This is a genomic window from Frigidibacter sp. RF13, from assembly GCF_026626305.1.
Lineage (GTDB): Bacteria > Pseudomonadota > Alphaproteobacteria > Rhodobacterales > Rhodobacteraceae > TMP-24.
In genome coordinates, this window is sequence record NZ_JAPNUE010000013.1 from 1 (window position 1) to 23,037 (window position 23,037).

At 62.0% G+C, this 23,037-nt stretch carries 26 protein-coding genes, 1 tRNA gene and 1 pseudogene; 16 read left to right on the top strand and 12 right to left on the bottom strand.

The window, feature by feature from the left end:
• Nucleotides 1–267: 267 nt before the first annotated feature.
• From OU426_RS16525 to OU426_RS16540, 4 genes are all read right to left on the bottom strand, one after another.
• Entirely contained in the window at nt 268–459 is a 192-nt protein-coding gene (locus tag OU426_RS16525; RefSeq protein WP_267635216.1) for a hypothetical protein, read from the bottom strand.
• Between the two features lie 50 nt (nt 460–509).
• Nucleotides 510–2,138, bottom strand: a complete 1,629-nt coding sequence (gene groL / locus OU426_RS16530) for a chaperonin GroEL (RefSeq protein WP_267635217.1) — start codon at nt 2,136–2,138, stop codon at nt 510–512.
• Nucleotides 2,139–2,182: 44 nt separating this feature from the next.
• Nucleotides 2,183–2,470, bottom strand: a complete 288-nt coding sequence (locus OU426_RS16535) for a co-chaperone GroES (protein ID WP_062563235.1) — start codon at nt 2,468–2,470, stop codon at nt 2,183–2,185.
• 133 nt (nt 2,471–2,603) lie between these two features.
• Entirely contained in the window at nt 2,604–2,840 is a 237-nt protein-coding gene (locus tag OU426_RS16540; RefSeq protein ID WP_267635220.1) for a hypothetical protein, read from the bottom strand.
• A gap of 150 nt (nt 2,841–2,990) precedes the next feature.
• Here OU426_RS16540 and OU426_RS16545 point away from each other — a divergent pair, with 150 nt between their 5' ends.
• Nucleotides 2,991–3,725 carry a Crp/Fnr family transcriptional regulator gene (locus OU426_RS16545; RefSeq protein ID WP_267635221.1) on the top strand — a complete coding sequence of 245 codons (735 nt, stop codon included), beginning with the start codon at nt 2,991–2,993 and terminating at the stop codon, nt 3,723–3,725.
• Between the two features lie 58 nt (nt 3,726–3,783).
• On the opposite strand, the gene OU426_RS16550 is transcribed toward OU426_RS16545, so the two are convergent.
• The 3 genes from OU426_RS16550 to OU426_RS16560 all read right to left on the bottom strand — a co-directional run bounded on the left by OU426_RS16550 (nt 3,784) and on the right by OU426_RS16560 (nt 5,022).
• Complete coding sequence (locus tag OU426_RS16550) at nt 3,784–3,972, bottom strand: hypothetical protein (protein ID WP_267635222.1); 189 nt, start codon at nt 3,970–3,972, stop codon at nt 3,784–3,786.
• 214 nt (nt 3,973–4,186) lie between these two features.
• Nucleotides 4,187–4,600, bottom strand: a complete 414-nt coding sequence (locus OU426_RS16555; protein WP_267635223.1) for a hypothetical protein — start codon at nt 4,598–4,600, stop codon at nt 4,187–4,189.
• Entirely contained in the window at nt 4,597–5,022 is a 426-nt protein-coding gene (locus OU426_RS16560; protein WP_267635224.1) for a hypothetical protein, read from the bottom strand. Before OU426_RS16560 ends, OU426_RS16555 begins: the two co-directional genes overlap by 4 nt.
• Nucleotides 5,023–5,300: 278 nt before the next feature.
• Between OU426_RS16560 and OU426_RS16565 the strand changes: the two genes are divergently transcribed.
• From OU426_RS16565 to OU426_RS16605, 9 genes and pseudogenes are all read left to right on the top strand, one after another.
• Entirely contained in the window at nt 5,301–5,609 is a 309-nt protein-coding gene (locus OU426_RS16565) for a hypothetical protein (RefSeq protein WP_267635225.1), read from the top strand.
• Nucleotides 5,606–5,992, top strand: a complete 387-nt coding sequence (locus OU426_RS16570; RefSeq protein ID WP_267635226.1) for a hypothetical protein — start codon at nt 5,606–5,608, stop codon at nt 5,990–5,992. The genes OU426_RS16565 and OU426_RS16570 overlap by 4 nt, the downstream gene beginning before the upstream one ends.
• Nucleotides 5,993–6,000: 8 nt before the next feature.
• Complete coding sequence (locus tag OU426_RS16575; protein ID WP_267635227.1) at nt 6,001–6,462, top strand: hypothetical protein; 462 nt, start codon at nt 6,001–6,003, stop codon at nt 6,460–6,462.
• A 194-nt stretch (nt 6,463–6,656) separates the two neighbouring features.
• Nucleotides 6,657–7,439, top strand: a complete 783-nt coding sequence (locus OU426_RS16580) for a hypothetical protein (protein WP_267635228.1) — start codon at nt 6,657–6,659, stop codon at nt 7,437–7,439.
• Between the two features lie 31 nt (nt 7,440–7,470).
• Complete coding sequence (locus tag OU426_RS16585) at nt 7,471–8,277, top strand: transglutaminase-like domain-containing protein (RefSeq protein WP_267635300.1); 807 nt, start codon at nt 7,471–7,473, stop codon at nt 8,275–8,277.
• A 345-nt stretch (nt 8,278–8,622) separates the two neighbouring features.
• Nucleotides 8,623–9,156, top strand: coding sequence for a hypothetical protein (locus tag OU426_RS16590; protein ID WP_267635229.1), 534 nt, complete (start codon nt 8,623–8,625; stop codon nt 9,154–9,156).
• 257 nt (nt 9,157–9,413) lie between these two features.
• The gene (locus tag OU426_RS16595) at nt 9,414–10,337 is read left to right on the top strand and encodes a transglutaminase family protein (RefSeq protein ID WP_267635230.1); all 924 of its coding nucleotides are present in this window, start codon (nt 9,414–9,416) and stop codon (nt 10,335–10,337) included.
• 605 nt (nt 10,338–10,942) lie between these two features.
• Entirely contained in the window at nt 10,943–11,110 is a 168-nt protein-coding gene (locus tag OU426_RS16600) for a hypothetical protein (RefSeq protein WP_267635231.1), read from the top strand.
• Between the two features lie 326 nt (nt 11,111–11,436).
• Nucleotides 11,437–11,553 (top strand): annotated as a pseudogene (locus tag OU426_RS16605) (transposase); the annotation flags it as partial.
• A 47-nt stretch (nt 11,554–11,600) separates the two neighbouring features.
• Here OU426_RS16605 and OU426_RS16610 read toward each other — a convergent pair.
• A complete protein-coding gene (locus tag OU426_RS16610) occupies nt 11,601–12,353 on the bottom strand; it encodes a winged helix-turn-helix transcriptional regulator (RefSeq protein ID WP_267635232.1) in 753 nt (250 codons plus the stop codon).
• A gap of 126 nt (nt 12,354–12,479) precedes the next feature.
• On the opposite strand from OU426_RS16610, the gene OU426_RS16615 reads away from it, so the two are divergent.
• From OU426_RS16615 to OU426_RS16640, 6 genes are all read left to right on the top strand, one after another.
• Nucleotides 12,480–13,364, top strand: a complete 885-nt coding sequence (locus OU426_RS16615) for a class I SAM-dependent methyltransferase (protein ID WP_267635233.1) — start codon at nt 12,480–12,482, stop codon at nt 13,362–13,364.
• Between the two features lie 147 nt (nt 13,365–13,511).
• Complete coding sequence (locus OU426_RS16620) at nt 13,512–14,075, top strand: OsmC family protein (protein ID WP_267635234.1); 564 nt, start codon at nt 13,512–13,514, stop codon at nt 14,073–14,075.
• 76 nt (nt 14,076–14,151) lie between these two features.
• Entirely contained in the window at nt 14,152–15,387 is a 1,236-nt protein-coding gene (locus OU426_RS16625) for an NAD(P)-binding domain-containing protein (RefSeq protein WP_267635235.1), read from the top strand.
• Between the two features lie 16 nt (nt 15,388–15,403).
• A complete protein-coding gene (locus OU426_RS16630) occupies nt 15,404–15,952 on the top strand; it encodes an OsmC family protein (RefSeq protein WP_267635236.1) in 549 nt (182 codons plus the stop codon).
• 70 nt (nt 15,953–16,022) lie between these two features.
• A complete protein-coding gene (locus OU426_RS16635; protein WP_267635237.1) occupies nt 16,023–16,385 on the top strand; it encodes a hypothetical protein in 363 nt (120 codons plus the stop codon).
• A 73-nt stretch (nt 16,386–16,458) separates the two neighbouring features.
• Nucleotides 16,459–17,228, top strand: a protein-coding gene (locus tag OU426_RS16640; RefSeq protein ID WP_420712610.1) for an IS5 family transposase whose coding sequence is annotated in 2 segments (ribosomal slippage) — nt 16,459–16,780 and nt 16,780–17,228 — 771 coding nt in all. Because the reading frame shifts where the segments join, the coding sequence is not laid out codon by codon here.
• Between the two features lie 297 nt (nt 17,229–17,525).
• Here the strand turns inward: OU426_RS16640 and OU426_RS16645 are convergent.
• From OU426_RS16645 to OU426_RS16660, 4 genes are all read right to left on the bottom strand, one after another.
• A tRNA-Ser gene (locus OU426_RS16645) sits at nt 17,526–17,615 on the bottom strand.
• A gap of 62 nt (nt 17,616–17,677) precedes the next feature.
• Nucleotides 17,678–19,609 carry a potassium transporter Kup gene (locus tag OU426_RS16650; protein ID WP_267635238.1) on the bottom strand — a complete coding sequence of 644 codons (1,932 nt, stop codon included), beginning with the start codon at nt 19,607–19,609 and terminating at the stop codon, nt 17,678–17,680.
• A 229-nt stretch (nt 19,610–19,838) separates the two neighbouring features.
• Nucleotides 19,839–20,558, bottom strand: coding sequence for an alanyl-tRNA editing protein (locus tag OU426_RS16655; RefSeq protein WP_267635240.1), 720 nt, complete (start codon nt 20,556–20,558; stop codon nt 19,839–19,841).
• Entirely contained in the window at nt 20,555–23,035 is a 2,481-nt protein-coding gene (locus OU426_RS16660) for a DUF3772 domain-containing protein (protein WP_267635241.1), read from the bottom strand. Before OU426_RS16660 ends, OU426_RS16655 begins: the two co-directional genes overlap by 4 nt.
• Nucleotides 23,036–23,037 lie beyond the last annotated feature (2 nt).

Here is a 23,037-nt window from a genome sequence, read left to right on the forward strand (position 1 = left end):
CAAGACCTTCCTGTCCGCTGTCGCCCTCGCCGCTACCGTCATGTTCTGGCTTTGACGGTCAATGAGTCTGGACCCTAGAGAACAGGCGCGAGGTCGCACTAACTAACTCGCGGCTTCTCGATCAAATTCGCTTGTCGAGCATTCTCTCCGGCAACTCTTCATCGTCGTTTTCTGGCGAGCCAGAGGCTTTCCGACGCAGCAAGTCGCCGCGTATCCCTCTGCCATCTGGCTCTGTCTTCGATGATGGATAATCACTCGGACCGCTACTTATTTCTTCTTTTGCTCGCCAAGATTGGTCAGGGCTTTGCCCTTCGTGAAGTCGGCTGTTGCAGCGACCTTTTCCTTCACCTTCTTGGGCTTCTTCGCTTCGCGGTTGCCGCGTTGCTTGTCACCTTTGGACATTTCGATTCCCCCTGGTTCTGATTTTTTTCTGAAGCACTGCTCGGTGTTTGTTTTCATGAACACCGTGGATTAGTGTCCCGGAGCTCCTGCCCGCGGGACGCCGCCGTTCACATCATTCCACCCATGTCGGACATTTCGCTGTCGGCGCCGGCCTTCTCGGGCTTTTGCGCGACCATCGCTTCGGTCGTGATCAAAAGCCCGGCAATGGACGCGGCGTTTTCTAGTGCGATCCGAACCACTTTCGTCGGATCGATGACACCGGCCTTCAGCATGTCGCCGTATTCTTCGGCCTGTGCGTCGAAACCGAAGCTCCGACTGTCGTTCTCGATGACCTTGCCAACAACGACCGATCCGTCGACCCCGGCATTTTCGGCGATCTGGCGCAGCGGTGCCTGGATCGCGCGCCGGACGATCTTGATGCCGGCATTCTGATCGCCATTCTCGCCCTTCAGCGTCGCCAGTACCTTTCCGGCGTGAACCAGGGCCACGCCGCCGCCGGGCACGACACCTTCCTGAACCGCAGCGCGGGTGGCGTTCAGCGCATCGTCGACGCGGTCCTTGCGCTCCTTCACCTCGATCTCGGTTGCCCCGCCGACCCGGATCACTGCGATGCCGCCGGCAAGCTTGGCGAGCCGTTCCTGCAGCTTCTCCTTGTCGTAGTCCGAGGTGGTGTCCTCGATCTGCGCCCGGATCTGGGTCACGCGCGCCGCGATCGCGCCTTTGTCGCCGGCACCGTCGATGATCGTCGTGTCATCCTTGGTGATCGTGACCTTTCTGGCGGACCCGAGCATGTCCATGGTGACGTTCTCCAGCTTGGTGCCCATTTCCACGGAAATCACCTGACCGGCCGTCAGCACGGCGATGTCTTCCATCATCGCCTTGCGGCGATCCCCGAAGCCCGGTGCCTTGACGGCCGCCACCTTCAATCCGCCGCGCAGCTTGTTGACGACCAGCGTGGCCAGTGCCTCGCCCTCGATGTCTTCGGCCACGATCAGAAGTTGCTTGTCGGCCTGAATCACTGCCTCCAGCAACGGCACCATGGATATGAGAGAGGTCAGCTTCTTCTCGTGAAGCAGGACGACGCAGTCATCCAGCTCGACGACCATTTTCTGAGCATTCGTGACGAAATAGGGGCTCAGATAGCCGCGGTCGAACTGCATGCCTTCGACCACTTCGGTCTCGGTCTCCAACCCTTTGTTTTCCTCGACGGTGATCACGCCTTCCTTGCCGACCTTCGCCATCGCGTCGGCGATCTGCCGGCCGATCTCGACTTCTCCATTGGCCGAAATTGCGCCGACCTTGGCAATCTCGTCGCTGTCACCCACCGGTCGGGACATGGTCTTGATCTCGGCCACGACTGCAGCGACGGCTTTGTCGATCCCGCGCTTGAGATCCATCGGGTTCATGCCGGCCGCAACCGACTTCATACCTTCCCGGACAATCGCATGGGCGAGTACGGTTGCCGTGGTGGTTCCGTCGCCGGCCTCGTCGTTCGTGCGCTGCGCGACCTCCTTGACCATCTGGGCGCCCATATTCTCGAAGTGATCCGAAAGCTCGATCTCCTTGGCGACGGTCACACCGTCCTTGGTGATGCGCGGCGCACCCCAGGATTTATCGAGAATGACGTTTCGGCCCTTGGGGCCGAGGGTAATCTTGACGGCATTTGCCAGCGTGTTGATGCCTTTCATCATGCGATCGCGGGCATCGGTACTGAAGCGAACTTCCTTGGCGGACATGGTGTGAATTCCTGAGACTGAGGTTGATGTGAAAGGTTTCGGACTCAGGCGATCACGCCGAGAATGTCGCTCTCCTTCATGATCAGAAGGTCTTCACCATCGAGCTTGATCTCTGACCCGGACCATTTTCCGAACAGGATCCGGTCGCCGGCCTTGACGTCCATCGGGATGCGCTCGCCGTCCTCGCGCCTTCCTCCGGCGCCAACGGAGACGACTTCGCCTTCTTGAGGCTTCTCCTTGGCAGTATCTGGAATGATGAGGCCGCCCTTGGTCGTCTCGTCGCCTTCGATACGGCGAACGAGCACCCGGTCATGGAGGGGAGTGAATGACATCGATGTGCTCCTTGTCGAGGTTTGGTTGGCGGAACTAGCCGGGTCGAATGCCCGGCTGCATTGTGCGCAGGTCCGCGGTTACCTATTGTGTCTCCACTCCGAGAATTCGGATCGACACCCGCGCCCGAGCGGTTCACGGTCGTCGAACCGAGTTTCCGCCCGCGATGATCGTGTTGATCATTTCGGCGACGGCCCGGTGCCTTTCCATTTCGAGTTCGGTGCCAACGGCATTCTCATGGGTCGCCGCGGCGTCGCGAAGAACCCCCACAATCTCGTGCTCCGGCAGCAACCCGCGATCGTTCAAGGCAAGCAGGAGCGCCTCGCAGATTGACAGGGCGGCCTGGCCTGCATGTTCGCTCGCGGTCGACATCTGGCGTCCCTTCCTTGGCATCGTGATCCCCGTGGAAGGCGAGTTTCAGATACATCCGTACTTCTCGCAGGAAGTGCTCTATGCTGGACTGATCCAGAGCAGTGTCCGGACCGATTTCCGCTCCTGGGTCACGGCACGCCGGGAGCCTTCATGACATCAGCCGAACACAGCCCCCTGACACGCAAGCTCTCCGCCTTCGTCGCCCTGTCGGAGGTCGAGCTGGCCGTGCTTGAACGACTGCATGAGCGTCGTCGCTCATTCGTCGCGGGGCGTGACATGGTGCATCAGGGGCAGTCAGCTCAGGCCGCGTACATTCTGTCGTCGGGTTGGGTCTGTTCCTACAAGCTGCAGGCCGACGGGACCCGGCAAATCGTGGATTTCCAGGTGCCGGGGGATTTTCTGGGATTGCGCAGCGTCCTGTTGCGCACGTCGGACCACAGCTTCGAACCCATCGTCGACATCGAGGCGGCCGAAGTGCTGACGAGCGATCTTCTCGATGCCTTCGCGCGGACGCCGCGCCTTGCGACCGCCATCCTTTGGGCAGCGTCAAGGGACGAAGCGATGGTCGTGGAGCATCTCGTCGGGATCGGTCGGCGTGATGCGGACGCCCGCATGGCGCATTTCCTGCTCGAACTGGGATCGAGGCTTGCGCTGGTCGGCATAGGCAGCAAGGAAGGATTCGACTGCCCTCTGACGCAATACCACCTCGCCGATACGCTGGGGTTGAGCGCGGTCCATGTGAACCGCATCCTGCGGCAGTTGCGCGAGAGTGGACTGGTCACCTTTCGGGACGGCCGCGTGACGTTTCACGACTATGGCGGACTGGTGGACCTTGCCGAGTTCGATCCGGAATATCTGGACCAGACCGGGCCGCTCCTGAAGTGAGAGGGCCGCCCTCTCTTGCTCGGCAGGCGGCCCCGGTATTCACGTCAGACGCCGGCGGTTACGCGAGGGCGTGGGTCACCGCATCGAGTTCCTTGTTGGTCTCGGCGTCGTTCTTCGCCGTATTTGCCTTCTCGGCTGCCTGGTAGTGCTTCAGCGCCGCATCCTTCTTCGGACCAGCGGGCGCCTTGTCCCATGCGGCCTTCACGGAGGTCATCTTTTCGGCAGTCTTGGTCTGTTCGGGAGTCATTGGAAATGTCCTTTCTGGACGCTCCGAGAATAAGAAGCGTGCAGACATGCCGGCCTTTTTGGGATCGGCACGCCCACACGCTTCTCGGGTACTCGGAAAAAAATGTACCGCCAAATATTCGGCGGGCACGTCTCACCTAACCAGCGTCGGAGCCACGCCGCACTGACGCAGGTTAGTCCCGGCGACTGCGGCAGTTCGAATACCTCTGCGGTTGTCACGCCGCCGAAGTTTGCTGATGGGAAATCCTCAGCCATCTGTCGTCATCGTTGAGGTAGGTCGAGGCACAGAGGGCCTTGTAGATCGGCACATCGGGTTTCTCTGCCGAGACGCGATAGGTGAGAATGGCGATGTCATGACACCGCATCACGCGCCGTTCGGCCATGACAACGGTGCGCCAGCCGGTCCTTTCACGAAGGTGGGTCCAGATCTGGTCGCCCTGGAGGATGCCGGGCGGATAGGGGAAGACCATGACGGCGTTGGTCACAGTCGTTGCCCGCGCGTTGTCGGCGCCACTGGTCCAGAAGTGTTCCTCCATTTCCCAGAGAACGCCCTGTTCGCGAGGCGATAGCGTGCCGGACTTGTGTGCCGCATGTGCCGGTCTGCCCATGGTAGCGGTTGAGACGGTCATTCGCCTGACCCCGACCCGCCAAGCATGAACATCTGAAACAGTACAAAGATGATCGCGAGCACCGCCCAGATCGCTCCGCTTGTTCCCGGGCGGCCATCGGCCACCGTCGAGGCAGCGCGCTGCAGGGCACCTGACGTCGGTCCTTCGGGAAGCAGCTGGCTCAGGTCTCGTGCGATCCTGCCGTGGTCGCTGGCGAGCGCAGGAACGTCCCGAAATCGGGCAAGAAGCGTTCCCAAGCGTGCCCGCGCGGCGTCGCGCCCCAGAATGACCAGTTCAGCGGTTTCCTTCCATGGATCGAGGCCAAGCCGCGCAAGCGTGGAGAGCACGGTCACGGCATAGCCGTTCCGGTCCTCGCCGACGGAGGCATGGAGAAACCGATCGAACTCGGGCGGGTGCGGGTTGAGAACATTGGGGTCGGCCATTGCCAATCCTTTCAAGGGTTGCAGGAACGCAGATCGCCCCCGTTTCCCAAAGGATACGCGCAGGTCGGTCTCGCCGCCCTTACACAGGTCAGTGCGGGCGACTGCCCATGGGACGGTCGCAGTCGGTTTGGTGCCCGGGACTAACATGCGTCAGCGCCATCCGAACGATCCCGAGGTACAAGACACTCAATCGTTCGACTGGTCCGTCCCGCACTCCAAGGGGCCGTCAACAGTGGTGAGCGACGGATCTGCCAACATCGCGGAGACCAGGGATGAACATGCGGTCGACCAGATCGACAGTGACGTTTTCGAACCCGTTTACCTTGCCGGGATACCCGGACGATCTGCCCGCGGGCGACTACGAAGTTCTTGTCGAAGAGGAGCTTCTTCAGGGGCTGAGCTTCGAGGCCTACCGACGTACGGCGACCTACCTGACGGTGCGCGGGAGGGGCGGTCATGCGGGGCGGACAGAGTTGCGGACGATTTCCGACAGCGACCTGAAAGAGGCGCTGAGCCGGGATCGGGGCGCGACTGAGAAAAACAATTACAGCGAGGCGGCGCTTTCTCCGCAGGAGGACTTGAAATGAATGCTCCCGAATGGCTCAAACCCGGCATCTATGGTGCCGTGATCGGTGCGGTTTTCGTCGGCGTGGTCGGTTTTACCTGGGGCGGCTGGGTGACCGGCGGAACCGCGAATGACAGGGCGATTGCGATGTCCCATAACGATGTCGTCGCCTCAATGGTACCGGTCTGCCTTGAGATGGCACAGTCTGACCCAGCACGGGCCGAAAAGCTTGAAACGATCCTGGCCGCCTCGACCTATCAGCGGCGCGATGCCCTGATGGAGGCGGGCTGGGCGACGGTGCCCGGAACAGATGCTCCGAACCGCGATATCGCGCAGGCCTGCCTCGCAGCCCTTGATGTTGACTCGTTGCCGGAGCGCCCGGAAAGCGCGGTCGATGAAGGATGAACCGCGCCATGCCGATAGCTTCCCCCGAGACCACCGACCTCGAACGGCGTGTGCTAGCTCATGAACGGATCCTGCAAGCTCTGATCGCCTACATGGCCCGTACCGAGCCGCGTTTCGTGGACCACCTTCGAGAACGCTTCGTCGAGCCGATGAGTATGGCCAGGCACGAACACGACCACCGCGAAACCGACGACTACGCGGCAGAATTCATTCGCGCCGTGATGCTCCTCGGAGAAGCGCGCGTGCCAAAGGCGAAGGAGCCCGAAATGACCGACATGAAACCCGTGCCGCCGAAAAGCAGAGGATCACAGGATTCTTCCATGAACCGGCCGGCGCAGCGCGGCGGGGTTCAGGTGCGCGAAAGAAACGGCGTCTGGGAGGTGCAGGTCGATGGCAAGTTTCGCGGCGACTACCACCAGAAGGAGCATGCTCTTGCCGCTGCGGCCTTGCACAAATTGTCGCCCCGATGACCGTTAGTACTCATCCGACAGTCCCACAGGACTTCTCGATCCAGGTGGCCGAGAACGAAGGCATGCCATCGAGATCGAACTCCAGGGGCTCCCCGCCACTGCCCGCTCGACGGTTGACCGGAACGCTGACGCTAGGGCTATCGAAGACCCGCGCGGCAACCCGCGGACTCTGGTCCGTCAAGGAGAAAGCGGCGATGAGGCAACCTCTGGCGAGCCTGATTGCGACTACGGCAGCTATGGCCGGTGTGATCGCGTCATTCGCCTTCCCCGTGCTTGCGCAGGATGGCACCGGCCCTATGCCGGAGAACGCCCAGGCGCGCAGCTATGGCGACGGATGGGTCTGCGACCTCGGTTACCGGGTAGAGGCCGCTGAATGCCTGGCTCTCGACATCCCCGAGCATGCATATCCAACCGGGCGCTCCTACGGGACGGGGTGGGAGTGCGACCGAGGGTACGAGGAGGTGGACGGGACGTCGTGCAATCCCATCCCGGTGCCCGCCAATGCCTTCCTCCGGTCTTCCGGTTACGATTGGCAATGCGAACGCGGGTTCCGGCAGGAGGACGAGGCATGCGTGCCCATCGTACTCCCCGAGCGTGCCTACCTGACAGACGATCACTCGGGGACTGGATGGACCTGTGATCGTGGCTATGAGGCTCTTACAGGGACATGTTCGCCGATTGCCGTGCCAGAGAACGCGTATCTGACCAACGCAGACTACGGCGCCGCCTGGGCTTGTGAGAGAGGCTTCGTCAGAATCGACGACCGATGCGACGCCGTTGTCGTGCCATCGAATGCTTATCTGGACGAGGCATCCTATGGACCGGGCTGGAGCTGCGAGCGCGGATACGAGGTGCTGAATGGCGCCTGCGTCGCCATCGATCTGCCGGAGAACGCCTATCTCGACCGATCCGGCAACCGGTGGAGCTGCAATCGAGGCTTCCGGCTCTCGGACGGGATGTGCATCCTTGGACGCTGATGTGGATGTTTCTCGTCGTGGCGCGTCTGGCATGCGCGTCAGCATCGGGTGCCGGCTGCGATACAGCTTCCCGCAGTCGACGCCGCTGATTGCGATGCTGAACGTCCACTACTCGCGCTTCGGCGATCTGGAGCGTGCCGACTATCTTGTGACGTCGCCGAGCGTGCCGCTTGAAAGCTACCGCGACGGCTTCGGCAACTGGTGTACGCGCCTCATGGCTCCGGCGGGCGACTTCTGCCTGTCGACGGATGGCATCTTTCGCGACACGGGCCAGCCTGATCCCTCCATGCCCGGCGCGCGGCAGCACGCGGTTCAGGATCTGCCATTCGAGACCCTCGTGTTTCTGCAGGGCAGCAGGTATTGCGACACCGACCTCCTATCGGAGGAGGCGTGGCGCCTGTTCGAGACCACGGACCCCGGATGGTCACGCGTCCAGGCGATCTGCGATTTCGTGCATGGACATGTCCGCTTCGACTATATGCAGGCAAAGGCGACGCGCACAGCGTCGCAGACCCTCGCCGAGGGGCAGGGTGTCTGCCGCGACTTTGCCCATCTCGCCATCGCGCTGTGTCGTTGCATGAACATTCCGGCCCGCTACTGCACCGGATATCTGAGCGACATCGGTGAACCTATGCCGCATCCGCCGGGGGATTTTGCTGCCTGGATGGAGGTATTCCTTGCCGGTGAATGGCACATGTTCGACCCGCGCAATAACAAGCCGAGGTTTGCGAGGATCCTGATCGCGCGCGGTCGCGATGCTGCCGATGTCCCTCTGACCCAGACCTTCGGCCAGAACACTTTGACGGAATTCAAGGTCTGGACGGATGAATTGGCCTGACTGACCTCGGCTTCTTTTTCGATGCACCATCGCAAATTGGGTCGCCAGCCCCCATATGTACAGTACCGATGCGAGGTATCCCGGTCCGACATGGACGAGGAGTTGGCGTCGGAAAATCAAAGGATCGATGACATGTCCTTCAAGGACCTGACCGCCAGGGCTGCGGCTGCGTTAAAGCCCAAGCCTGCGAAAACAGCAACGACCCCTGCCAAAGAGACCGAGCCCAAGGCCGCTGGCAAGGAACCACCCGCGAAGTCCAAGACATCTTGAGACCTACACAGGTTACGCGCCTCATTCCTGTAAGGGCGCGGACCATTCACAGCAACAAGGGAAAGGAACGCGCCAATGGAAGAGCTGACGAGCAAGACCGTTGCGGTTTTTTTCCGGCCCTTCACCGTTCCGGGCTTTGACGAGACGCTCCCGGCGGGAGAGTACGAGATCGAAACGGAGGTGGCTTCACCCCCTGATCAACGGGATCCCGCAGCCTGGAAAGCCTCCGTCCTTGTGAAGCTTCATCCCCGGATATCTCATCCGGGACTTGCACGGACTCTGACTGTTTCCCTTGCCGACCTCGACCAAGCACGCGCCAGGGACAAGCTGACCGGCAGGGAGTTGTCCGACTTTTTCCTTGAAGAAATGCTGGCTGATCCGATGGTGCAGCTCGTGATGAAGGCCGACGGGGTCTCCGAGGCGCACCTGCGACATCTCTATTCCCGGTCTGGGACACCCGATCCGACCCTGGCTGCGCCGCCTTCGAAGACGCCCGCCCGAGGAGCGCGGGACGAAGAGTCGATCCGGACCGCCGAAAACGAAGGCATGCCTACGCGACCGGACTCGCCGCCGCCCTTGCGCACCCGTCTGGCTGCGGGAAAAACGTGATGGCCGACGAGGCCATCGCCAAGGGTGACGTACCGGACATCGCGACCCCTAGGGCCGTGGGTGATGTTCCGCAAGAACGCCGATGCCTGCGATGCGAAACCTCGTTCTGGAGCGAAGGCTTCGGAGAACGGATTTGCCGACGCTGCAAGGGGTTGAATGCTTGGCGGAACGCCGCGCCCGTCAGCGCGGGCGCATCTCGCCGCCGCTGATCCCCGCAGCCGCGCGCCGTCTTCCTCAATCCTGACCGGAACATCATTTTGGCCTGCCTCGAGATCGTTCACACCACGACCTACAGATACCGTCAAAAGGTCCCTCTTGGGCCCCATCGGTTGATGCTACGTCCCCGAGAAACAAGGGAACTGCGACTACTTGCGCATGCCCTCTCCATTTCTCCGACGGCGACGGTGACCTGGGCGCATGACGTGGCCGGCAACGCTGTCGCCACCGCCATCTTTGACGGCGTGACGGATCATCTGGTGATCGAGAGCCGTGCCACAGTGGATCTCACCGCGCCTGCATGGCCGGTCTTTGCCATCGCCGCCTCGGCCGCGCAGTACCCCTTTGTCTACGCCGACGACGAATGGACGGATCTGGGCGCGTTGACGGTTCCGCAATATCCCGACCCGGACGGTCGGCTTTCCCTATGGGTCGAGGGCTTTGTCATGGCGCGCCCGACCGACACTCTGTCTCTGCTGCAGGACATCAGCAACGGAGTGTTCACCCAGATTTCCTACCAGAGCCGTGACACTGAAGGCACCCAGTCACCGATCGAGACGCTCGACCGGCGATGGGGCTCGTGCCGTGATCTTGCGGTCCTGTTCGCCGAAGCCGCGCGCACGCTTGGGCTCGGTTCCCGCATCGTATCCGGCTATCTGTCAGATGCGGAAGAATGCCTCTTTGGGTCTGCGGGTTCCGGGTCCACCCATGCCTGGGTCGAGATATTTGTACCCGGTGCCGGATGGATTGCCTTCGATCCCACGAACCGAAGCTTTGGGTCCCGGAACCTGATACCACTCGCCGTGGCCCGAAACATCGCACAGGTGACCCCGGTGGCAGGCAACTTTGTCGGAACGAACGTCGATTTGCTCTCGATGGAGGTATTCGTAAGAGTGGAGAGTGCTTCGGCACAAGACAACTCGCTACTGGCCGCAAGAGGCGGGGTGGACATCGCGCTTGTCTAATGGCGTTTCGGTGGGACTGGCTTGCGCCTGCTGGTTTAAACCTATCCATAACAATGCTTTAATGACCGGAGAAGGTTGGACGTCAGGCCCATCCTCTCCGCCACTTGCCCTCTTGAAAGCGTTCTCCCGATCCGGCTGCGGCCGGATTTTTCCGTTGTTTTCGAGGGTTATGCGGGAGGGGCTGAGCACCGGTGCCGCCGCCAGGTGGCCCGGAAGCCGTCTCTCAGGGCCAATATTCTCCGGACCTCATGACTGCACTAATTTGGTGAAGAGCCTGCAATAGATTGAAATCACTTGTTCGTTTTCGACGGTGTTCCAAACACTTCGACGACGGGGGTGTTCGTTAGATGGAACTGAAATCAAACCTATCGCAACGCAAACGCATGATACCAAGCGCGCGGAGAAGGTTTTCTTGAAGCGGCCCTCCCACGCGGCCCACTTCCCGGTTGATGCAGCCCCCGCACCAGCTCTTGCTGCTTGTGCTCAAAAATAGGCGGCTGTTATTCGTACCACATCCCCCGACCGGAGTGAGTACCCTTGAGATACATCGACTCAGCATCTCGACCCTGTTCATCGCCGCCCCGCCGAATGGGTCATCCGTCTGGGTGCGGGTGATCGACGAGGTCTCAGGCGCGGTTTTCGAGCAGGAGATCACCACCGACCTTCCCGCCGCGACGCAGTTCCTGTCGCCGCGGTTGTTCTTGAACACCGGCACAACTGCTGCGGCGGTCTCTTACGATTGCGCTGGGGTTTATCTCGAGACCGACTTTTGAAGGCGCCAGCATGAGCGATCAAGCGGCGTCGGAAAACAGCACTGAGAAGGGCGCGATACCATTTCGCGTTATCATATTGATATGTATGAGAAAAAAAGCGAACTGGGGAATGAATAGTTGCGCATGAGGAGTGGTTAAATGCCTCCCAAATATTCGAACATAAAGGTTCAGCTTACCGGGTATGACAGCAATGCCTTCATGATCCTTGGACTGTGGTAATCCTCCCCTTGGTTAGAGGGATGCGGAAGTAGGATTTGCTCGGCAGGATGGACGAGGAGATTGCGATGAAGAAGAGCCGTTTCACCGAAACCCAGAACATGGGCGTGCTGTGTCAAGCGGTCGGCATGGTTAGGGCACTTCTGAAGCTTGCGGGGCTGGACTGGCCCGTACCGGACTACAGTACGCTCTGCCGTCGTCAGAAGACATTGGCCGTCCGGATCCCGTAGCGATCAGATCGGACGCTTACCGCCGTTCGCCAAGGCCGGTCCTTTTACGCGGGAATTCGAGCCTCTCCCGGACTTCTTGGCGAATTGGCGAACATATTGGGACGCAGCCAGGACGAGATGTTGCGCATCAGCGCCGGGTCGCCGTCGAGGCGAAGATCGCCCTCGCGGATCGCGTCGCGATAGGTCCGATCCCCCATCCAGATCTCTGACAGCGTCCGAACCGTACAATTGAAGTAAAGGTCCACATCCCGTCCAGGATCCCTGAGGCAAACCTCGGCCGCCTCGGGCTTGACCAGAAGCCACCAGTCGCGCTGCTCGGTGAGGTCGCTGAAGCGGAACTTGATAACTGTCTCCTGCCCCTTCATCTTGTCGAGGTCGATGCTTCTTTCAAGATAGAGCATCAGCAATTCAGCATCGAAATCCTGATCCAGGATGGTGTGCTTTGCCCAGATGACCCCCCACTCGCCAAGGGCAAAAAGGACCGGCAAGAGCGATTCGCAGGCCTCGGAGGGATAGTATTCAAAGCCCTTCTGTCCGGGGATCCTGCGTCGGATCAGCATGTTCTGGTCTTCCAGCTGCTTGAGACGTTTCGTCAGAAGTGCCGGCGAGATGTCGCCCAGTCCACGCTGCAGCGTGTTGAAACGGCGACCGCCCATAAGGACTTCGCGCAGGATAAGGATGGTCCAGCGTTCCCCCAGAATTTCTGCCGCCTTCGCTATGGGACAAAATTGGTTGTAGTTCATCTTGCAGCTTCCCCCCAAACACCCGGACATTCCAAACTTCACATTCTGCAGCACATTTTTTCGGTTTTTGTAGCGGCTTGCTATCGGCTGTGAAGTATTCGCGCCAGTCTTGCACCGATATTCCCTTGTTCAACGGCAAACGGACAGTCCGCAGCCGACAGGACCAAGGGAGACCTGACGATGACATACCAATCGAAACCGGCGCTCGCCGCCGAGGCCACGCCGATCGTGGAGTTCTGGAACGAGACTCTCGCGCCGAAGTTCGTCGCCTTCCGCCACATTCTTGAAGGCGGTCTCTCGCGGCACAGCGAGAAAGTGATGCCGATGCTCGACTTCCGCCCCGGCGACCGTGTGCTTGACGTGGGTTGCGGCTTTGGCGACACGGCAATCGCGATCGGCCAAAAGGTCGGCCCTGAGGGCAGCGTGCTGGGCGTCGATTGCTGCGACGCTTTCCTGCAGATCGCCCGCAGCCGTCCCGAGAAAGGCTCGGCCCGGAATGTCCGCTTCGCGGTCGCCGATGTAGAGCAGGGACTGAGCGGCGCCACCTACGACGCTGCCTTCGCCCGGTTCGGCACCATGTTCTTCGCCAATCCCGTCACGGGCCTTCGGGCGATCCGGAACGCATTGGTGCCGGGCGGGCGCTTTACCCACATCGTCTGGCGGCAGCGCGAGGACAATCCGTGGCTTGTCGCCGCCCGCGACGTGGTGCAGTCGTTCCTTCCGGCACCCGATCCGGCACTTCAAAGCTGCGGTCCCGGCCCGTTTTCCATGGCGGACCAGGACGTGACACGGGCCCAGATGGCGGCTGCCGGATTTACCGACATCACTTTCCAACGGGTCGATGCCAAGGTCAGCGTGGGCCGCGATGTCGCAGACGCGATCCGCTTCCAACTGGCGATCGGACCGGCCGGCGAAACATTCCGGGAGGCCGGGGCGCTTGCCGAGGCCCGACGGCCTGAAATCGAAGCTGCGCTTGCCGAACTGTTCCGCGAGGTCAGCGCCCGCGAGGGCGGGCTCTGGATGGACTCTTCTTCGTGGCTGATCACCGCCCGCGCACCTGACTGATGCGCCGGGGCCTGCCCCCAAACCGAAACCACCCTGCGGATTGACGATCCGTATCAACGGCTCGTTCGAGCCACACACCCGGATCTCGGCCTGAAGAAAGAACAGCCGCGCATCCAGAACCAAACCCAAACCTAGAAAGGAAAGACCATGAACGTCCAGACCATTATCAATGCCAACAACGGCGTCGACACCCAGGCTCTCATCAACGCTCGCGGTGCTTTCGAGCAGATGCCCGAAGCCGCACATTTCACCTTCCGCAGCAAAGCGGAGTGGATCGAAGGCACCTACAGCGTGAACCGGATCGACGGCTACTTCGGCCTCGGACAGGAGCACAGCCGCAAGCGGAGCTTCGCGATCGAGTCCGATCACCCGGAGGTGTTCCACGCCGCCGACCGCGCGCCCTCCCCGCCCGAGATCGTGCTCTCGGCTCTGGCCAGCTGCCTTATCGGCGGAGTCGCCTCGGTTGCCCAACATCGCGGAATCCAGCTTCGCTCCGTCCGGGCCAAGGTTGAGGGCGACCTCGACGTCAAGGGTATCCTCGGGATGGATGCCGAGATCCGGAACGGATTTTCGGCCATCCGCGTGTCCTTCGACATCGATGCCGACGCCTCTGCCGAAGACATCGCCGCCATCGTGGCGCAGTCGCAAAAGCGTTCGGCCGTCTTCGACATCCTGACCAACCCTACCAACGTCAACGTGTCCGTCGCCTGACGGATGCGCCCGGGCCCGCCGGTGTTCCTGGCGGGCCCGGACACGCGCAGGCAATTTCGATCCTGGAGGCCTACCAATGAACCACGTCTCGACCCTCGTCATCGGCGCCGGCCAGGCCGGGCTCGCCATGAGCCACGCGCTCCGCGAGCGGTCTGAGCCACATGTGCTCCTTGAGCGGGGCGATGTCGCCAACAGCTGGCGGACCGAGCGCTGGGACAGCCTGCGCTTGCTAACGCCGAACTGGCAGAACCGCCTTCCCGGATACCAATACACCGGCACCAATTCCGACGGCTTCATGTCGATGCCCGAGGTCACCAAGCTTCTGACCGGTTATGCCTCTGCGATCTCTGCCGAAATCGAGACGGGGACGAGTGTCCTGTCGGTCACGCGGCAGGGCGATTTCTACGAAGTTTCCACCAATAGGGGTGACTGGCGCTGCAGATCCCTGGTGCTCGCCAACGGTGCCTGCGCCCGGCCGGTGATACCCGCTGTCGCGGCCGCGCTGCCCGCAGGTATTTGCCAGATCGCGCCCAACCACTACAAGTCTCCCGACCAGGTGTCGCGCGGCGGTGTCCTCGTCGTCGGCGCATCGGCAACCGGTGTGCAACTGGCCGCCGAACTCCGTGTCGCCGGGCACGACGTCATGCTTGCTGCCGGCCAGCATATCCGCATGCCACGCCACTATCGCGGTCGCGACATCCAGTGGTGGATGGATCGCTCGGGCACCCTGTCGACCACGGTCGACGAGGTTGACGACATCGAGCGCGCGCGTGGAGTGCCGTCCCTTCAGCTTGCCGGAGACGGCACCGAGCAGTTTGTCGACCTTAACCGGCTGCAGGTACTGGGCGTCGAAATCGTCGGGCGCCTCTCGGACATTCGCAACGGGACTGCGCTTTTCTCAGGGTCGCTAGCCAACGCCGCAGCCCTCTCGGACCTCAAGATGAACCGTGCGCTTGCGTCCTTCGACGCATGGGCGGACAGCATCGGCGTCGAAGGCCTGCCTTCGCCCGAATGCTTTGCACAGACTGAATTGCCAAGATCACCCCGCCTGGCACTCGATTTCGCGAAGGGCCGGATCTCGACCGTGATCTGGGCGACCGGCTACGCTCCGGACTTCGGATGGCTTGACCTGCCGGTCTTTGACCGGAAAGGCAGGATCGTCCACGACAAGGGCGTCGTCGCGCCGGGGCTTTACGTTCTCGGCCTTCCGTTCCTGCGAACCCGGAAGTCCTCTCTCATCGACGGCGCCGGGGCCGATGCCCATGCGCTCGCCGACCACCTCCTGCGCTTTGTCCGCGACCGCGCAGCATGATGAAAAGGAACTTGAAATGACCCAGATCCACACTCTCTCCAAGGCCACGTCAGACCGTGATCTCCGTATCCGGACGGCACAAGAGGCCGTGATCGCGCGGATGACCGCCGCGCCCGAGAAAGCCCGGAGCACTCTCACCACCCATGGCAGGGTCGATGAAGGCCTCGCCTGCCGCGTTTCCCAAGGAAAGTTCGAAGCAACTCTGGATCTCGGTCCCGGGATGGGGGGCGATGCCGCAGGGCCCTCGCCGGGGTTCTTCGCCCGCGCCGCGATAGTTGGATGCGTCGCCATCGCGGTCAAGATGCTTGCCGCCCGCGGAGGAATTCGTTTCGAGGCCGTCGATGTCAAGGTCGAGATGGAATTCGACGACGCGGCACTTTTCGGGATCGGCGACGGCAATGCCGCTCCGGTCGCAACGCGGATCCTGGTTGCCATCACGACTGACGCTGACCAAGGCGTCGTGCAAGACATCGTCCGGCGCGCGCTCGACATGGACCCCTGGTTCCTCGCGCTCCGCGACCCGCAGAAGGTGAGTGCGCGCGTGACCCTCGCGGGCGATGCCTGATACCATGCTGGATTCACGAAATGAATCCCTCACGCGATTTGTGCAACAGAGCCGTGTTGGACTCAAACGGATGAGGTACCCCGACGATTGCCCGGCCCGCCGCTCCACCAGCAATGACGAGGCGGCAGGTGGGCAGCATGTTGTCGGCGCGACGGCCTGGTTCTTCTCCCGCGACGAAAATGTGCAGGCCTTCAACTGGCTCTTCATGGACGAGGCAGGGCAATTGGGGCTGGCCAACATGGTTGCCATGGGTCGGTCCGCACGTAACATCGTGCTGGTGGACGACGGCTTGGAATACGGAGAAGGTTCGACGTCAGGCCCGTCCCCTCCGCCACTCGCCCTTGAATTTATTAAGAAAAATTGCGTTTTTGCGCTGTTACCCCGCAAAGAGCCCCACATAGAAAAAATGCTTGGCCTCTCGCCATTGCGTTAGGCTCAGGACCCATTGATCGGCTTGAGGGTGGCGTGCCTGTGTGATTCAAGCTCCCGGACTGACGGGGGTGATGATGAGCAACCTTTTCTGGCTCACGGACGCACAGATGGCCCGGCTTCGGCCCTTCTTCCCCAAGAGCCACGGTAAGCCTCGCGTCGATGACCGGCGGGTATTGAGCGGGATTATCTTCATCAATCGCAATGGGTTGCGGTGGTGCGATGCAGCGAAGGAATATGGACTGCCGAAGACCCTCTACAACCGCTGGAAGCGGTGGAGCGACAAGGGGGTCTCCGCCCGGATGATGGCTGGTCTGGCCTCCCAGGCCGCCGTTCCCAAGACGGTGATGATTGATGCGACCTATCTCAAGGCGCATCGCACGACGACCAGCCTGCGGTCGAAAAAGGCGGACCAGACGACCAGATGGGCCGGCTGATCGGGCGAACCAAGGGTGGCATGAACACCAAGCTACATACCGTAGCCGATGCCGATGGCCGCCCGATCCGGTTTTTCATGACCGCAGGCCAGGTCAGCGATTACACCGGTGCAGCGGCCCTGCTGGGAAGCCTACCAAAGGCGGACTGGCTGCTGGCCGACCGCGGTTATGACGCTGACTGGTTCAGGGAAGCGGTGAAAGACAAGGGGATAAAGCCCTGCATCCCCGGCCGGAAGTCTCGCGGAAAACCAATCAAGCATGACAAGCGACGCTACAAACGCCGCAACAGGATCGAGATCATGTTCGGAAGGCTCAAGGACTGGCGACGCGTCGCCACCCGTTACGACAGATGCCCGAAGGTCTTCCTCTCCGCCGTCGCCCTCGCCGCAACCGTCATGTTCTGGCTATGAAACGAGAACGAGTCCTGACCCTAAACCACAGACCAGCTAGATTTCAGTGGCAATTGAAGGCGAACGGGGCTGATGACAAAGTGAACACCTATGAAAAGAAATTCAACTGGAATTCAGCCACTTACAGGAATTCACCAAATTCGCGCAGTCATGAGGTCCAGAGAATATAGGCCCTGAGAGACCGCTTCCCGGCCTCCTCGCGCATGGGCCAGTGCTCAGCCTCCCCCGCACAACCCTCGAAAACAACGGAAAAATCCGGCCGCAGCCGGATCGGGAGAACGCTTTCAAGTGGGCAAGTGGCGGACAGAGAGGGATTCGAACCCTCGAGACGGTTCCCCGCCTACACACTTTCCAGGCGTGCGCCTTCGACCACTCGGCCACCTGTCCGTGGGCGGTTCTTTAGCCGCTCGCCGGGGCGGGATGCAAGGGGCATCGGGCGAAATCGACGATCAGATCGAGATGCGGGCGCCAAGCTCCACCACCCGGTCGCGTGGCAGCTGGTAGAACTCGCTCGGGTCGGCGGAAAACCGGCCGAGCGCAATGAAAAGCCGGTCGAGGATGCGCCTGAGCCCGTCATTGCCGCCAAGCACGACTTTGCGGCGGCCGAGAAAGAAGGAGGTCGTCATCACGTCAAACCTCAGCCCCTCGCGCCGGGCGCGGCCAAGGGCGCGGCTGATGTTGGGACTTTCCATGAAACCGAAGCGCAGGATGAGGCGCCCGAACCGCTCGTTGATCGGAGCATATTCGGCGCGGTCTCGGTCCGAGACGATCGGCACGCGCACCGTCTCGACCGTCAGGATCACATTGCGCTCATGCAGCACGCGGTTGTGCTTGATATTGTGCAGCATCGCGGGCGGCACGGCGTTCGGGTCCGAGGTCAGGAAGAAGGCCGTCCCCGGCACGACATGGACCGAGCTCTTCATCATCGAGCGGGCGAAACTGTCGAGGTCGACCATCTGCTTGTGGGCGGCCTGCACCGCATGCTGGGTGCCGCGCCACCAGGAATACATCAGGGCCGAAATCGTCGCTGACAGGACGACGGGGACGAAGCCGCCCGCGAAGAACTTGGTCATGTTCGACAGGAAGAAGGTGCCTTCGAGCAACAGGAACGGCGTGGCTGCCAGAAGCACGACCCAAAGCTTCTTGTTCCAGCCCTTGCGCGCATAGATCATGGCAAGCGTGGTATCGACGATCATCGCGCCGGTGACCGAAATGCCATAGGCGGCGGCGAGCGCGCTCGACGTGCGGAAGTTCAGGACAAAGAGAAGGACGCCCGCCAGAAGCAGCCAGTTGACGGCCGGCACATAGATCTGGCCCGACTGGCTTTCGGACGTATGAACGATCGAGAGGCGCGGCAGGAAGCCGAGCTGGATCGCCGCGCGCGTCATCGAAAAGGCGCCGGTGATCACCGCCTGCGAGGCGATGATCGTGGCAACGGTCGCCAGCGCGACGAGAAGCGGCAGGAACCAATCCGGCACCATCAGGAAGAACGGGTTTTCCAGCGCTTCATGATTGCGGAGCACAAGCGAACCTTGACCGAGGTAGTTCAGCACCAGCGCCGGGAAGACCAGGATGAACCAGGCAAGCCGGATCGGTCGTTTACCGAAATGGCCGAGGTCGGCATAAAGCGCCTCCGCCCCGGTCACCGCCAGAAAGACCGCGCCCATCACGATAAAGGCGATAAGGCCGTGGTCGACGAGGAAGACGATCCCGTAATAGGGGTTAAAGGCGGCGACCACCGAGGCATCCTGCGCCAGCTGCATTGCGCCGGTCGTCGCCATCGTCAGAAACCAGAGCGCGGTGATCGGCCCGAAGGCGGCAGAAATCGCCTGGGTCCCGTGACGCTGGACCATGAAAAGCCCGACTAGAATTCCGACGGTAATCGGCAGGACATAGGCATCGAGCTTCGGCGTGACGAGCTTGATACCCTCGACCGCGGACAGGACCGAGACGGCAGGCGTGATCACCGCATCGCCGAAGAAAAGCGCAGCCCCGGCGATGCCTAGCCCGAGGACGGCATAGTTCCGACGCCCGATCGCCAGCCGCGACAGGGTGTAAAGCGCGAGGATGCCCCCCTCGCCCCGGTTGTCGGCGCGCAAGAGGAAGAGCACATATTTGACCGTCACAATAAGGATCAGCGTCCAGATCAGAAGCGACACGACCCCCAGAACCTCGCCCACCGATATGCCATCATGCGACACCGGGTGCAGCGCTTCGCGCATGGCGTAAAGCGGACTGGTGCCGATGTCGCCATAGACAACACCGATCGCGCCCATCGTCAGGGCGGCAAGCCCTTGCTTGTGCGCGCCGTGGCCGTTTTCGGCGGCCGAACCGGCTTCGTCTTCGGACCCTTGGGCAAGGGCCGTTTCTGGATTTGACATGTTCGGTTCAGCTCCGCCCGGCAAGCCGCAAGGCTCGAGCCGGGACTTGTCTTGAGACGTTCAGGCGCAAATGCACCCAGATTGCTCCAGATTTTCCGCGCGGGCTGGCAGGCCGTCGCGCGCCCCAGTTATCAGGCGAGTCTCCGACCCGCCCGGCTGAGAGGCAGACTAGAGCGATCTGACGGAAAGTTTCAAGATGTTTCGCTGCATCACAGCATCATACTCTGCGTCAGTCACAGAGATGCAGCGTAATCCGCCGGTTCTGGCGGCCCTTGTTCTCGATCTTGCCAAGTTGCAGGCGGCCGATCTCGCCTGTGCGCGCGACATGGGTGCCGCCGCAGGGCTGCAGGTCAACGAGCTCCGCGCCATCCGAGATACGGACCAGACGCACCCTGCCCTGCCCCATCGGCGGCTTGACCGACATGGTTTTCACAAGGCCCGGATTGGCCTCCAGCTCGGCATCGGTGATCCAGTCGTCGGATACGGTCAGGTCGCGTTCCACGAGGCGGTTCAACGCCTCTTCCAGCGCCGTGACATCTGCGGGAGGTTCCGGCATGTCGAAGTCGAGGCGCCCACGCTCGGCGCCGATCTGGCCGCCGGTCACCGGCAAGGGCACCACGACCGATAGAAGGTGAAGCGCGGTATGGACCCGCATATGGCGGTGGCGGCGTTCCCAGTCGAGCCGCTGCAGGACCGGCGCCCCGACCGGCGGCAGGGCACTACCGGCGTCCGGCACCAGTACGAACGTCCCGCCCTCGCCCTTCACCGCCGTGGCGATGTTTGTCCGCCCGCCATCCCAGTCAAGATACCCGCTGTCGCCCGGCTGACCGCCCGACGTCGCATAGAAAACCGTGCGGTCGAGGATCAGACCGCCCTGATCGCTGTGCCCCGCCACACGGGCCTCGGCCTCGCGCAGATAGGCGTCGGTGCGGAACAGTGGCTCGGTCATTCCTCCTCCTCCCGCTCGTCGTCACGCGGGTCGTAGTTGATGGATTCGGGCGGGACAGGGTCCGGCGCGACTGCTTTTGTCTCTGTCGCATCGTTTGGTACGGCTGGCGATTTCTTCTTGCCCGGAGCGGCGGGTCGCGGGCGCTCCGCGCGCTCGATGCGCAGCGGATTCCTGATCCAGATGTCGCGCTGTGCGTAGGGAATCTCGATCCCCTCGGCCGCGAAGCGTTCGACGACCTGATGAAGAATCTCCGTCTGAACCTCCAGCTTGAAATTCACGTCCGAAAGGATCGCACGTATCTCGAAGTTCAGGCTGTCGGCGCCAAGGCCGACGAACTGCACCTTGGGAGCGGGATCGACGAGGACGAGATTCTGCCCCTCGACGATATCCTGCAAGATGGTCTGCACCTTGCGCGTATCGCTGCCATAGGCCACACCGACCGGCAGGATCAATCTTCCGGTCAGATTGCCGCGGGTGAGGTTTGTGACGACGCCGGAAACGAGGTCGGCGTTCGGCACGATCACGTCGGTTCGGTCGAAGGTCTCGATCCAGGTCGAGCGGACCGAAATCCCCTTCACGGTCCCGAACTGGCCGTTCACCTCGATCATGTCGCCTTCCGAGATCGGACGCTCGATCAGAAGGATGATGCCCGAGACGAAATTCTGGACGATGTTCTGCAAGCCGAAACCGATACCCACCGACAGCGCACCGGCGACGATGGCGAGGGCGGAGAGGTCGATCCCCGCGGTGGTAATAGCTGCGAGAGCAGAGAGGAATATCCCCACATAGCCGAGGCCGGAGACTGCGGCATTCTGCGCGCCCTTGTCCAGCCGCGTGCGCGGCAGTATCGAGGAGCGGAGCGCCCCCTGCACCAGCCGCGTGATCATGTAGCCGATTACGAAGACGATGAAGAGCGTCAGGATTGCGGTAGGTGATATCCGCGCGCCACCGAGTGTCACGCCCGCCTGAATGCGCGCCCAAATCTCGGACAGATCGGCAGGACGCGCCCCCCAGGTCAGGGCAAAGAGCGGCAGAGACGCGACGGCAATCAGGAAACCGGTCAGGACTGGGATCAGCGCTTCGCGCCCCTCATCACCGGTGCGCGTCACCGCGACGTAGATGTCGGTCAAGAAGCGCTGCAGAAGGATGATCACACCAATCAGTGCTGCCGATCCGACCACTGGCCAGATCAGCGCGTTGGCGGCTGTCACGTAACCGACGACAGCGAGGAGCGGCGCTATTGCGGCGGCCGCAACGATCGACGTGCCGCAAAGCCCGATCATCCGGTTGCGGAAGAGGACGGCATCGCCCTCCTCTGCCCCGACGAGCCGCTGGCGACGCAGAAGCAGACCGAGCCGGAAGAGGAAGATCGCGACGATCAGCACAAGCGGCGTCAGCCAGACCGCCTGTGCCGCCTGGCTGAGCGGCGGGCGCACTTCGGTGGTGAAGGCGATACGGAATTCCTCGACCGCCTGCAGAAGTCCGATCATCTGGACGTGGAATCGCGCCTCGGCAGGCCGGTCGGTCAGGTTCGGCCCATGGGTACGCTTCTCATCCGGAAAGAGCCAGCTCGCGAGCCAGCGCGCGGAGAAGAAGGAAAAGGCAGCAACCGGCAGCGCCTCGGCCAGCGCCAGAAGGCGCGGCCCGGCCATTTCGGAGATAGTGATCGCCAGATGGACGAGCATCATGCCGAAGACCGGCACGATCACCTGCCCGAGAGACACCACCGCCGCCACGACATGGCGCATGCGCATCGCCGTTCGGTCCTGCAAGCGGCGCGACAGGCGCTCCATGAAACCCGGACCGCGCAGCATCAGAAGCAGTGCGACCCCGAGCGACAGAATGATGCCAAGCAGGTTGTTGCGCAGGTCGGTACGACGCGCGTCGCTTGACCAGTTGGTATTGATTTCGCTCCAGAGCGTCTTGCCGCCCTGTTCCAGAACCGCCCCGGCCGAGGGCCAGTGCAACGGGTTCAAGGGCGTCGGCATCAGCCGGAGCAGCTCCCTGGCCTGACGGTCGCGGATCAGCTTGTCGATCTGTTTGACGATCCCGTCGGCACGGCGATAGGCGGCGACCGCCTCGACCCCCGGCGCCTGCAGGCGCGACAGTGCGGCAGTCAGTTCCTTGCGCTTGGCTGCGATCTCTGGCGCCTCGGCGGCCTCTTCTCCGGGCACCGGCCCAAGATCGGCGATCTGGGCCTGCACCACCTCGATCTGCGGCGCGTTCACGGCGCGGGCGGCATCGAAGCCCTGCCGCCATTCCACCACCTTCGCCCTGAGATCCTCGAAGGCCTTGTTCGACGCTTTTGCGCTTTTCAGCGCCTCTTCCGCCGCCTGCGCCTCGCGTTCCCAGATCGTGTAATCGATCGGTGCTTCGACTTCCTGCGCAAGCGCCGATCCCGACAGAACCCCGGTCAGCGGCCCGGCAGCAAGGATCAGCGCGAGGGTAAGAAGCGCCGCCGCCAGAGCCCGCCGCATCT

Excerpts from the sequence above, each read along its gene's own strand:
- OU426_RS16540 (WP_267635220.1), bottom strand. The coding sequence starts at position 2,840 with ATGTCGACCGCGAGCGAACATGCAGGCCAGGCCGCCCTGTCAATCTGC.
- OU426_RS16560 (WP_267635224.1), bottom strand. The coding sequence starts at position 5,022 with ATGGCCGACCCCAATGTTCTCAACCCGCACCCGCCCGAGTTCGATCGG.
- OU426_RS16570 (WP_267635226.1), top strand. The coding sequence starts at position 5,606 with ATGAATGCTCCCGAATGGCTCAAACCCGGCATCTATGGTGCCGTGATC.
- OU426_RS16650 (WP_267635238.1), bottom strand. The coding sequence starts at position 19,609 with ATGTCAAATCCAGAAACGGCCCTTGCCCAAGGGTCCGAAGACGAAGCC.
- OU426_RS16565 (WP_267635225.1), top strand. The coding sequence starts at position 5,301 with ATGCGGTCGACCAGATCGACAGTGACGTTTTCGAACCCGTTTACCTTG.
- groL (WP_267635217.1), bottom strand. The coding sequence starts at position 2,138 with ATGTCCGCCAAGGAAGTTCGCTTCAGTACCGATGCCCGCGATCGCATG.
- OU426_RS16635 (WP_267635237.1), top strand. The coding sequence starts at position 16,023 with ATGAGGTACCCCGACGATTGCCCGGCCCGCCGCTCCACCAGCAATGAC.
- OU426_RS16555 (WP_267635223.1), bottom strand. The coding sequence starts at position 4,600 with ATGACCGTCTCAACCGCTACCATGGGCAGACCGGCACATGCGGCACAC.
- OU426_RS16625 (WP_267635235.1), top strand. The coding sequence starts at position 14,152 with ATGAACCACGTCTCGACCCTCGTCATCGGCGCCGGCCAGGCCGGGCTC.
- OU426_RS16545 (WP_267635221.1), top strand. The coding sequence starts at position 2,991 with ATGACATCAGCCGAACACAGCCCCCTGACACGCAAGCTCTCCGCCTTC.
- OU426_RS16660 (WP_267635241.1), bottom strand. The coding sequence starts at position 23,035 with ATGCGGCGGGCTCTGGCGGCGGCGCTTCTTACCCTCGCGCTGATCCTT.
- OU426_RS16620 (WP_267635234.1), top strand. The coding sequence starts at position 13,512 with ATGAACGTCCAGACCATTATCAATGCCAACAACGGCGTCGACACCCAG.
- OU426_RS16550 (WP_267635222.1), bottom strand. The coding sequence starts at position 3,972 with ATGACTCCCGAACAGACCAAGACTGCCGAAAAGATGACCTCCGTGAAG.
- OU426_RS16630 (WP_267635236.1), top strand. The coding sequence starts at position 15,404 with ATGACCCAGATCCACACTCTCTCCAAGGCCACGTCAGACCGTGATCTC.
- OU426_RS16655 (WP_267635240.1), bottom strand. The coding sequence starts at position 20,558 with ATGACCGAGCCACTGTTCCGCACCGACGCCTATCTGCGCGAGGCCGAG.
- OU426_RS16525 (WP_267635216.1), bottom strand. The coding sequence starts at position 459 with ATGAAAACAAACACCGAGCAGTGCTTCAGAAAAAAATCAGAACCAGGG.
- OU426_RS16585 (WP_267635300.1), top strand. The coding sequence starts at position 7,471 with ATGCGCGTCAGCATCGGGTGCCGGCTGCGATACAGCTTCCCGCAGTCG.
- OU426_RS16590 (WP_267635229.1), top strand. The coding sequence starts at position 8,623 with ATGGAAGAGCTGACGAGCAAGACCGTTGCGGTTTTTTTCCGGCCCTTC.
- OU426_RS16580 (WP_267635228.1), top strand. The coding sequence starts at position 6,657 with ATGAGGCAACCTCTGGCGAGCCTGATTGCGACTACGGCAGCTATGGCC.
- OU426_RS16575 (WP_267635227.1), top strand. The coding sequence starts at position 6,001 with ATGCCGATAGCTTCCCCCGAGACCACCGACCTCGAACGGCGTGTGCTA.
- OU426_RS16615 (WP_267635233.1), top strand. The coding sequence starts at position 12,480 with ATGACATACCAATCGAAACCGGCGCTCGCCGCCGAGGCCACGCCGATC.
- OU426_RS16535 (WP_062563235.1), bottom strand. The coding sequence starts at position 2,470 with ATGTCATTCACTCCCCTCCATGACCGGGTGCTCGTTCGCCGTATCGAA.